The sequence below is a fragment of the Mucilaginibacter gossypiicola genome (assembly GCF_900110105.1).
GTDB lineage: Bacteria > Bacteroidota > Bacteroidia > Sphingobacteriales > Sphingobacteriaceae > Mucilaginibacter > Mucilaginibacter gossypiicola.
Genome location: NZ_FOCL01000005.1, coordinates 222,763 through 234,524 on the forward strand (window position 1 = coordinate 222,763; position 11,762 = coordinate 234,524).

4 protein-coding genes are annotated in these 11,762 nt (G+C 41.7%); all 4 read left to right on the plus strand.

All coding sequences use genetic code 11. The features are described 5' to 3' along the window. Positions 1–460: 460 nt before the first annotated feature. The 4 genes from BMX50_RS18590 (at position 461) to BMX50_RS18605 (ending at position 11,592) form a co-directional block, all read left to right on the plus strand. Complete coding sequence (locus BMX50_RS18590; protein WP_091212048.1) at positions 461–1,495, plus strand: LacI family DNA-binding transcriptional regulator; 1,035 nt, start codon at positions 461–463, stop codon at positions 1,493–1,495. A 544-nt stretch (positions 1,496–2,039) separates the two neighbouring features. Then, complete coding sequence (locus tag BMX50_RS18595; RefSeq protein ID WP_091212049.1) at positions 2,040–5,351, plus strand: SusC/RagA family TonB-linked outer membrane protein; 3,312 nt, start codon at positions 2,040–2,042, stop codon at positions 5,349–5,351. Positions 5,352–5,368: 17 nt separating this feature from the next. Then, entirely contained in the window at positions 5,369–7,210 is a 1,842-nt protein-coding gene (locus BMX50_RS18600; protein ID WP_091212050.1) for a RagB/SusD family nutrient uptake outer membrane protein, read from the plus strand. 287 nt (positions 7,211–7,497) lie between these two features. Next, positions 7,498–11,592 (plus strand): hybrid sensor histidine kinase/response regulator, encoded by a 4,095-nt coding sequence (locus BMX50_RS18605; RefSeq protein ID WP_091212051.1) that lies wholly within the window; start codon positions 7,498–7,500, stop codon positions 11,590–11,592. Positions 11,593–11,762: the final 170 nt, after the last annotated feature.

Below are 11,762 nucleotides of genomic sequence, written 5' to 3' on the forward strand. Positions count from 1 at the left end.
TATGGATTGTTTTTAGCTTTATTGATCGTTACAAAGATGAACAGCCCCGTCAAATCCTATACGCTATTTTAGGTATAAATCGAGTTCAGATTGATCGAAATTACCGGGTTTGGTTGGCATAGGTGTAACATTAAATTGATAAAGCACTTATGGCAGTTGCCTGATGAGATTGTCCGCATCCTTGTTCAGCCATTTGCATGCATACTAACAGCTCACCAGATTTTTTACATATCGACAACTGTGATAATTATTCCCCCCTCTGTTTGATCTTATCACCCCCCTTTTTATCATATGCTTTAAACGAATTTGCAAAGCTGCATTTAGCTGCGGGCTCCCTGGCATCAAATGGGGGTGAATCAAGACAGCTGTATTTGTTTGGTCTTCGAAAGGAATAAGAGGGTAAGGGACCGGTAATTTATGTGATTAATAACTATCAAAATTTGAGGGAAATATAAGCAGGATGAAAAAACAGATCACCATAAGTGAAATAGCAAACGAACTGAAGCTTTCAAAAACTGCGATCTCTTTTGTATTGAATGGGAAAGGAAGAGAAATGGGGATTAGTGAACAAACCCAAAAAAAGATACTGCAGCACCTGGAACATATCAATTATATTCCCAATGTTTCGGCCCGTGGATTAAGAACAGGAAAGACAAAAACGATAGCGATGATGGTGGAGGATATTTCAGACCCTTTTTTCTCGTCCATAGCCCGTGTAGTTGAAGAGATAGCTTATACAAAGGGCTACAAAATACTATTTAGCAGTACGGAAAATGATTCTCAGCGCGCAAGGGACCTCATTCAGGTATTTCGCCGCCGGCAGGTAGATGGTTACATAATAGCTCCGCCCCCCTGCATCGAACCTGAAATTAGTGAACTTTTGGATGACGGCCTGGCAGTAGTTTTGTTTGACAGGACACTTCCAACGCTTAAAGTTGATAATGTTTTGGTAGATAATTTTCAAAGCAGCTATAACGGGATTAAGCATCTTATCAATAATGGCTATGAAAACATAGCGATGATATCGCTAATTTCAGAGCAGATTCAAATGGTGGAAAGGCACCGTGGCTACCAAACGGTAATGGATGAGGTGAATAAACAATACATTATCAAAAGTGTAGTTTATCACGATGCTGTTGCCGATAACATTAGCATCCTGCAGAACTTTTTTATCGAAAATTCGCATATTGACGCGGTTTTTTTTACAACTAATTATTTGGCTGAAAGCGGTTTGGAAGCAATCCGCAATCTTAATCTCAGGATACCCGATGACTTAGGCGTAATTGTTTTTGATGATGATAAGCTCTTTCGGTTATTTACACCCTCAATTACAGCTATAGCCCAACCAATTAGCGAAATCTCAACGCAAGCTGTTAAATTAATTCTGATGTCACTCACCAACAAAGGTTTTAAAACTACCGCCCAAAATGTGCTGCTTAAAACCGCGTTACAAATAAGAGAATCTTCACAGCCGCGTAAAAATACCCATGAATGAAAGCCGCATTGCCTTGGTGATAGGCAAGCCATCTGGAATTTTAACAAAGCGTGTATCATTTAGATTTAGTGGATTTATTCCCCTCTATTTGGGTTGCTGTCCCCCTCCGCTTTATTAATCGGTCATTATCTTCGTAATATGAAATTATGAATATTGTTCAAGGCTAATTTTACTCTTCTTTCAATTGGTTAGTGGCCCTTACTGTCGTCTCCCGGCGGTAGGGCCATATTTAATTCAAACCTGAAAATACGATATCCTTAACGATAGTGATCCTCCCGCAAGGACTAATACTTTATGATTTACGGATAATTTTCAATACTTGCCCGGTGGCAAGCAGATAAGGAGCGTTATGCTACAATTTTTGGAAAAATAATGAAGATTGTAAATTATCCCACCTTCGTTTGACCTTTTAGGCCCCCCTAAAATATCTGTCTCTCCATACTTTTGAACCAGATTATAACCATCAGGGATGATATGACCCTTTCATTTCATCTTATTAAACCGTTTTAGGAAACCAAATTTTAATTATTAATCATTTTAAATTATGAGTATTGCTACTTTACTTTTGAAAGGAAGACCTGGGGTGCTGACCTTGTTTTCCTGGTGTTTATTTTCTCTGATGGCTTCTGCACAGAATACAACCATCAGCGGCAAAGTTTTTGATGCTAAAACACAGCAGACGATTATAGGTGCCTCAGTTAAAGTTAAAGGCACATCGGCCGGCACGGTTTCAGATGCAAAAGGCCAATTTCAAATCAGTGTTTCCCGGAGTGCTATTCTCCAAATCAGTTACATTGGCTATTTAACCCGCGAAGTGACCGCCGATGCTGGCGGCCCTTTAGCTATTGCATTAACAGCAAACAGCAGTGATCTGAATGAGGTGGTCGTAGTTGGTTACGGTACACAAAGAAAAGCTTCCCTGACAGGCGCGGTCGCAACAGTAAGTTCAAAAGTTTTTGAAGACAGAGGGCCTGTCAATAATCCACTCGAAGCGCTTCAGGGGCAGTTACCCGGTGTAATTGTTACAAGATCCTCAGCTCAGCCCGGGCGTGAAAACTGGAACTTCCAGATTCGCGGCGCTACATCTACCAACGGACAGGACCCGTTGGTAATATTAGATGGTGTAGCCCTGAACAATAATGCCGAATTGAATTCTATTAACCCTAATGATATTGATAATATTTCAGTACTGAAGGATGCATCGGCATCTATTTATGGATCGCGCGCTGCTTTTGGCGTTGTTTTGATCACAACCAAGAAAGCGAAAAAGGGGGGACTGGTTATTCAATACGACGGATCTGTTTCTAAAAAATTGCTTGGGCTTCAACCAACACTTATCAATAGCCGGCAATGGGGTGAGGGCCTAATGCAGGCGCTCACCAATGACAGTTATGGAATTGCCCCAACTGGCTATATCTGGTATCAATTGGCATTGCTGGCTACTAATCCGCCGGCCGCTGGCTACATCGATATTGCAAAATTGCCGGGCTACACGGGTACCGTAGGCACCACGCCGTATAATGGCGTGCCGCTGCCTCCGTTTAATGATGTCAAAGATTTTACGTTTTTTGACGTCAACCAGCAAAAAATCTTATGGCAAAATGCAACCTCAACCCAACATAACCTGAGTTTTGCAAATAGAAACGATAAGGAAGGTTACCGCGTTTCGCTTGGCTATTTAAACGATGGCAGCCAGTTAAGGTGGGGCACAAACGGTAACAAGCGGTATAATATCAGGTTTAATAACGATTATACTTTTAGCAGTAAAGTGAAGCTCGAAACCAATGTTTCACTGGAAAGACAAACCATACTCCAGCCAACTTTGTATAGTTTCGGCCAATACGGTTCCCTGAGTGAATATGCGCAGCCGGGTATGCCCGCATTTAATGCTCAAGGGCAACCTTATGCCTGGGGAACAGTTTTCAGTGCAGCTGGCGCCGACCGCGATGGCGGATCAAACATTGAAACAAATACAAGGGCGCTCCTAAATGCCAATTTTACATATGATTTTGCAAAACATCTCAGCTTTACTGCAACTGCAGGTTATAGTAACTGGTTTCAAGATAGCCGTATCCAGCAGAAGCAGGTTAAATATTATAATTATGCAGGCGATGTTAATGTTCAGACCCTGCCTGTCGCGGGCGGAGCAGATAATAACAGCGCGTATTACCAGAGAGGTAATACAACAGATCCTTATTATAACCTTATTTCGAGGGTTAATTACACCAATACATTCAACCAGGTTCATAATATTGGGATAATGCTTGGAGCTTCTTATGAAAGAGATGAATTTAACAGCTTTGTAACCCGTACCTATAATTTAAGTAATGATAATATTCCATCGCTAAACCTGGGTTTAAGTAATGGAACTGCCGGCTTTATCACAAATGGTGAAACACAGAACCATTACGCTCTGGGCTCCTATTTTGGAAGGGCTAACTATGATTATAAAGGAAAATATCTTTTTGAGGTTACCGGTCGTTACGATGGGTCTTCAAGATTTATAGCTGATAAAAGATGGAGGCTTTTTGGTGGTGCGCAGGCTGCCTGGCATATCACTGAAGAAGCTTTTATGAAATCACAGAACATTTTCAGCGATTTGAAACTTAAGGCATCCTACGGAACAGCTGGTAACCAGGGCGGAATAGGCTTATATGATTATATACAATCATTATCCACCAGCCAGCTTGGTTCATTGATAGGTACGGGTACACCTACAACTGTAACAACGTCCGGGGCATTGGTGTCATTAAACCGAACCTGGGAAACCGCGAAAAAGAAAAATATAGGCGTCGAATTTAGCTTTTTTAATAACCGCCTCACCGGTACCTTTGATTACTACCGTAACGAAAATTCAAATATGCTGCTCGGCCAGACCTATCCAGGCGTACTGGGCGCAGCTGCTCCGGCACAGAATATCGGGGATTTGAAAACTTGGGGGTATGAGGGAAGCCTTACCTGGAGATCAAAAGTTGGAAGCGTTTCATACAGCATTGGGGGAACCATTACCGATAATCAAAATAAACTTGTTCATTATGGTGGGGCCAGCGTTTTGGCATCAGGTTTTAATGCAACAGTAGAAGGGTATCCATTAAATTCGTTTTTTGGACTTAAATACGATGGCCGGCTTCAAACCCAGGCACAAGTTGATGCGTATAATGCCAAATTTGCCCCAACGGGGAGCACAAATAATATCGGCCTGCCCGTCCCTACGCCTCTCGCGAATCCTGCAGGGCAGGTTTCCGGTGTCCGCCCGGGCGATAATTCTTTCAAAGACGTGAATGGCGACGGCAAATTGAGCATAGGAACAAGTACCTCAAACCCCGGCGATCTCGTTTATCTCGGTTCTAACGATCCCCGTTATTCGTTTGGACTTAATCTGGGATTGCAATGGAATGGGTTTGATTTTTTAGCCATTATCCAGGGAGTTGCAAAGCGGACCATTTATCGTACAGGAAATATGGTTGTTCCGTTTAAGTCAATCTTCCAGGGGCAATCAAGCCAGTATATTGGTAATACATGGTCACCAACTACACCGGGTGCTTATTATCCGAACTTGCACTCGGCCTTAAATAATGGTATTAACATCTATAATTTTCAACCCTCAAGCTGGTCGGTTCAAAATGGCGCGTATGCCCGCTTAAAAAACCTGGTTATCGGTTATACGTTTCCCAAATCTTTCCTGTCCAAAACAAATGCAATTAAAGGCCTTCGGATTTATGCTTCAGGAAGCGATCTGACAGAGATCACGGCCATTCATGACGGCTGGGATCCCGAAGTGACGCGGACGGTATCAGGTAATGAACGATTCCCTTTTTACCGCTATGTAACTCTTGGCGTAAACGTGAACTTTTAATTTTAATGACTAAGAAAATGAAAAAGCAATATAAGATATATAAACCGGTACTTCTTTTTATACTATTATCCTTTTGGGTTTTAAGTTGTAATAAATCTTTAAACTTACTTCCCAAAGATCAGCTGTCTGATGCGGCGTTTTTTAAAACTCCGAATGATTTCAAAACCTTTGCAAATCAATACTATGGTTATCTCAAGAATTTTTCTACGTTACAGGGCGTAACAGATAACCCTCATTCTGATGGCCGTGCTGACTATGCCAGTGGTGGGGGCAGCTATGGTGCAGGCACAAACAGTATACCAGCAACAGAGCCGGGATTAGGTAATTCAGGTAATTGGACAACCGATTACGCGCGCATACGCGCAACAAATTACCTGCTTGATAAAGCGGCAGATTTTGCTGCTCCGGCAACAATAGCACAATACGTTGCTGAAGCAAAGTTTTTCCGGGCTTATGCTTATTTCGATCTGCTTCAGCAGTATGGAGGTGTACCATTGATCCTGAAACTGCTTGATCCCAACTCTGCTGAATTATTTGGAGCAAGGGCCGGCCGTGACGAAGTTGCAGACCAGATCGTAGCTGATTTACAGGCTGCAATTCCTGATTTGCCGGTATCGGTGGCTGCAAACTCTGCTGATTACGGCAGAGTTACACAAATGGCTGCTCAGGCCTTTTTAAGCAGGGTTACACTATATGAAGGAACCTGGCAAAAATCAAGGAGTGGTGATGCAACAAGATATAACGGTTTATTTGACAAAGCTATAGCTGCCTCATCAGCTGTAATTGCCAGTAACCAGTTTGCGCTGTTCGGAACACCGGCTTCCGACGCACTTGGCGGTAACAGTTCCATTTTAGGCGATTCTGCCCAGAAGTACCTTTTCATACTCGAAAACCCAAAATCAAACCCTGCCGCTGTTACAAAAGCCGCCAACCATGAATATATATTAGCAGTAAGATATGATGATGTGGTGAAGGTTTCAGGAGTAAACATTTCAAGATCGGCTCATAATGGAACAGGCGTAGATAGAAAATATGCAAATATGTTTTTGTGCAGGGATGGCCTTCCGATTGAAAAATCTCCACTCTTTAAAGGATTTCAAACTTATGAATCGGAATTTCAGGACAGGGATAACAGGATGCGGTATACGCTCAAAATCGCCGGACATAAGTACTGGTTCGGGTCTCTTAACGCGAGGGTAAACTGGACCAATGATGCGGCAGATTATGCTACAGCCGAAACCGGTGTACCAGGGATTGGCTATGGTAGTCAGAAGTGGATATCCGAGCGGAATGTGGCCGACAGGTTCGAATCGGAAGATTACCCGGTAATACGCTACGCCGAGGTGTTACTGAACTATGCGGAAGCGGTATATGAACGTAATGGTCAGATTGGTGATGGCGATCTGAATAAATCGCTTAATTTGGTGCGTTTAAGAGTGAATAGGGGAAATGGCATGCCACCTTTAAGCAATGTGTTGGTAGGTGCTAACGGCCTGGATATGCGCACTGAAATCAGGAGGGAAAGAACTATAGAGTTATTTGATGAAGATTTCAGGCTGGACGACATCAAGCGCTGGCATAGCGCGGCAAGCGATCTTATTACCAACGTTGGGGGCAGCGCATATGGAAATGCGCCTGGTTTTGTCAGCCCATGGCCTGTTGGGATAAAATTTACCGGTACACAGGCCGACATTGGTCCTAACCCTATCAATCCCCGACCCACTAACCCATTGGATTTAAATGGTTGTCTGATATTGGATCAAACCGCAAGGCAGTTCAGTGAAAAGAACTATTTGTACCCGATCCCTGCGCAGCAAATATCTTTAAACCCCCAATTAACACAAAACCCTGGTTGGTAGTGATTGACAGTCAATCAACTCTTAAAAGATTCTATTAAAATATCAAGGGACTGAAGTTCAGTTCCTTGATATTTTATAATTACCAGGCACATCGTATCAATTCAAGATAAATAGAAACTTACCTCAAAAAATATTGATATCGGCATTTAAATATTAAATTCGTGCTGTAACCAATTAGCTTAAAACAGCAACTATTTGTAAATTCAAAGTAATGGAAAAAACGTGTTTGTCCGGATATTGCCGCTCCGGGTGCAATGGTTTAATATCCCGCTAATTAATCCCGCAGCATGGAGTCACGTAAATTATATGTTCTGATCTTGGTAATGGTTTTCATGAAACTGCCGGCTATGGGGCAGAGTTTTAGTTTTATCGGTATTGAACAGGGATTGTCGAATAATACGGTTACATCCATACATAAAGATAAGCTGGGGTTTATGTGGTTTGGTACGCTTGATGGGTTAAATCGATATGATGGTAATTCCTTTAAGGTATTCAGAAACAAATTTAACGATGTTCATTCCTTGCCCAATGACATCATAAACACAGTAACCTCAGACAGGGATGGAAATATCTGGGCCGGGACGCCCACCGGCGTGGGGGTTTTGGACAGTAGAACAATGAAGTTTTCGAGAGTACTGATTGCAGACAGCCTTAATAGGCGGGGTATACTGGCTAGCTGGATATACGCCATAAAGCAGGACATGGCGGGCAACATCCTGATCGGTTCAGCTAATTTCGGCTTGTCGGTTTATTCAATTAAAACGCGGGTTGCGAGTGTTATACCGCTGGTTATTTCATCCAGGCAAAAAAATTATAATTACACGGTGAATGCGATCACCTTTTTGGGATCTGGTACATGCATTATAGCTGTTGACAAGATCGGGCTTTGTATTTATAACGCCAGGTTGAATGTAGTCATTCCTGTGTCTGCGCCGGTTCCGGCAATCTCCTGTATCCGATACGACAACCATGGAAGGATCTGGCTTGGCACAAGGCTTGGGCTGTATTATTACAATGTTTCCAGTCACGAGATCAGAAAATACAAATTCAGAGAAAATGAATTGAACAATTGTTGGATTACTGATATGGTGACCGATAAAAACGATCACCTTTGGGCAACAACTGATGGTTTTGGAATAGCTGATATCAAAACTGACGAGGTGGAATCCTATACTCTGATCAAGCAGGGTAATTCCGGTTCTCTTTCCAGCAATGCGGTATACTCCATTTATGTGGATGAACTTTCCCGCAAATGGATCGGCACGCTTCGCGGTGGTATAGATGTTATAGATAAGGGAAAAAATCAATTTAAGTCTTTTGTACACAACCAGTTTAATTCGAATAGCCTCGTTTACGATTTTACTTTTTCCTTTTGTGAGGACAAAAACAAAAACGTTTGGATAGGAACGGATGGAGGCGGATTAAGTGTATGGGACAGAGAAACCCATACATTCAGGAATAACCCATTTCGGATCTCAAATGGATCTACCACGGTTAATTCCCATATTTCCAGTATCATTAAGGACGATCAGCATCGGATTTGGTTGTCGGCCTATGGAGATGGCATTTTCAGGTATAACGAATCCGCAAATACCTTAGAACCGGTTGTTTTTGAAGGTGGCAGGCACAACGCTATCTGGAAACTTTATGCAGACCGTCAACATGAAATATGGGCTTCGTGTTTGACCGGCCTTGGCCCGCTCAACGAAAAAAAAAGACTGTTTAAATTTGACCAAAATTTAAATCGCTTTGTGTCGGCACCCTTTGCTGTTCCTGGGGATGTATTATCAATAACTGACGATCAACAGGGCGGTTTGTGGCTTGGAACCTTCAATGGGGTAATGCATGTCAATCTCAAAACGGGTAGCCTCAGCGAAATAAACCTGAAAACCGCGGTACGATCGTTGTTTATGGACAGATCGGGGAAATTGTGGATCGGAACCTATGGACGTGGTTTGTTTTGCTGGGATAATATATCCGGAAAATTGACAGAATACAATGAGGATGTGGGCTTATGCAATAATAAGGTCTTGAATATTGAGGAGGATAAATCAGGTAATATCTGGTTAAGTACCTATAACGGTTTATCCAAACTTATTCCAGGTTCCGGACACATCGAAAACTTTTACACGGCCGATGGCCTTCAGTCGAATCAGTTTTATTATAATGCTTCGACGAAATTAAGCGACGGGCAACTGCTTTTTGGCGGTATAAAAGGTTTTTCAATTTTCGCTCCGGACAGCATCAAACAATTTTATGATTTTCCAGCCATACAAATAACGGGTATCCGGATAGACAATAGCAACACCAACACACAGGATGGATTTATCAGGGATAACGAAAGCATTTATACAACCGGAAAAATCGAATTGCCTTACGAGAAAGCCATCTTATCAATTGATTATGTAGCATTGGAGTATTCGCAGCCTCAGAAAATCCAATATGCCTATAAGCTTGAAGGAAGAGATAAAAACTGGAACTTTGTTAATGGAACCCGCAGTATTAACTATTCCAGGCTTGGAGATGGCAACTACCTGTTAAGGATAAAATCAACTAATGCCTCCGGCATCTGGAATACCAGGGAAAGAACCATATCTATAACCGTGCTGCCTCCGTGGTTCAGAACATGGTGGGCTTATATGATGTACTTAGGTTTTGCCGGATTTTCAATATTTGGCTACCTGTATTACCATCGTAAACAAACCCGTCTGGAGTATGAAGTGAAACTAACGAAAGAATTAAACGAAAAGAAGATTTCATTTTTTACCAATATTTCTCACGAACTGAGAACTCCATTAACTTTAATTGTGAATCCAATAAAGGATCTGCTCCAAAGTAACGGTTCTGACACCGACCTGATCGATATTAGTTCTATCTATCGCAACTCCAGGCGGTTGTTGAGCCTTGTTGACCAATTGTTGCTTTTCAGGGCGTCCGAAAGTGAAATCCCGAACCTGCAACAAACCTGGCTAAATTTGAAGGAAGTTTGCCATGAGGTGTTTTTATGTTTCAATAACCAGGTAAAAGAAAAAAAGCTTCAGTATACATTCAGCTGCGATGAGCACATTCTGGCCTATGCTGATCGGGAAAAACTCGAAATCGTTCTTTTTAATCTTTTATCAAATGCCATTAAGTACACGCCAGAATACGGGGCTGTTGAATTGAAAGTGTTTAAGAACAAGGATCTTGTGGGGATGCAGGTTAGCGATACCGGTAATGGCATACCGGCAGAAACCGGAGAAAAGTTATTTGAAAAATTTTACCGCGTTCCCAATGACGGGCATACGGCAGACCAAAGCGGATTTGGCATTGGATTATTTTTGGCCAAAAAATATATGGAGATTCAAAATGGATCACTTTCTTACAGCAGTGTTTTGGGCAAAGGGTCAGTTTTTATTTTAAAACTGCCGGTAAATGATTTATATCCGGATTGCCCGGATGAAAAAAATGCTTCAAAAACTCAATTGACATTGTTGCAGGAATTAATTGCTGATACATCAGTGCCAAATCATTCCGCAGCTTTTTCCAGTAAGATGCATGTCAAAGAGATATTAGGTGACATTGTAAGTGAAAAACCGGTTATTCTGCTGATAGACGATGATCGGGAAATGCGGAAATACCTAAGGCAGTTACTGGTTGATTTGTACACGGTTTATGAAGCTGACAATACCGAAAGCGGCTTTAAAATTGTATTGGAAAATGAACCGGATATTATTGTTTGTGATGTTATCATGAAAGGAACAAGTGGTGTGGATTTTTGCTCAAAAATGAAGGAATCGCCCACATTTAGCCATATACCCATCATCCTCCTTACCGGAACATCTTCACCTGAAATTAAACTGAAAGGGATAGAATGCGGAGCGGACGACTATATAACCAAACCTTTTGAAAGCGAACTGTTGGTTGCCCGAATTAAAAGTATGTTAAAAGGGCGGGGAACTTTAAAGGATTACTTTTTTAATGAGATAACCCTGCGCAACCATAGTTTTAAAATTCCGGCCGAGTATAGTGAATTTCTTTCCAGGTGTATCAGGATTGTGGAAGATCATCTGGAAGATGATAACTTTTCCATTAAGGTGTTTACCGATGAAATTGGGATGAGCCGTTCGAAATTATTCAGAAAAATAAAATCTATTTCCGGATTATCCAATACCGAATTTATCCGCTACATCAGGCTTAGAAAGGCCGCTGAACTGATGATTTCTACAGACTTGCAAATTAAAGAAATAGCATTTCAGATAGGTTTTCAGGACATTAAGTACTTCAGGGAACAATTTTTCAAACTTTTTGAAATGAACCCTTCCGATTTTGTGCGTGTATACAGGAAGAATTTCAACAGGAGCTTTAGCCTTAGTAACAGCCTTTTAAATCAAAAAAAATGATTTATGTGCTTTAGCAAACAAACCTCTCAAAGTAAATAATCGTTTGACCTTTCATTCAAATGCCTGCCTCATTTCTCTTTCAATGTATAGTTTTCATTAAATAGTAGCCGATTTATAAAAATCCCCCCTGTTGTTGACCCAAGGGACACCTCCGTGTCCGTTTTTTTTAC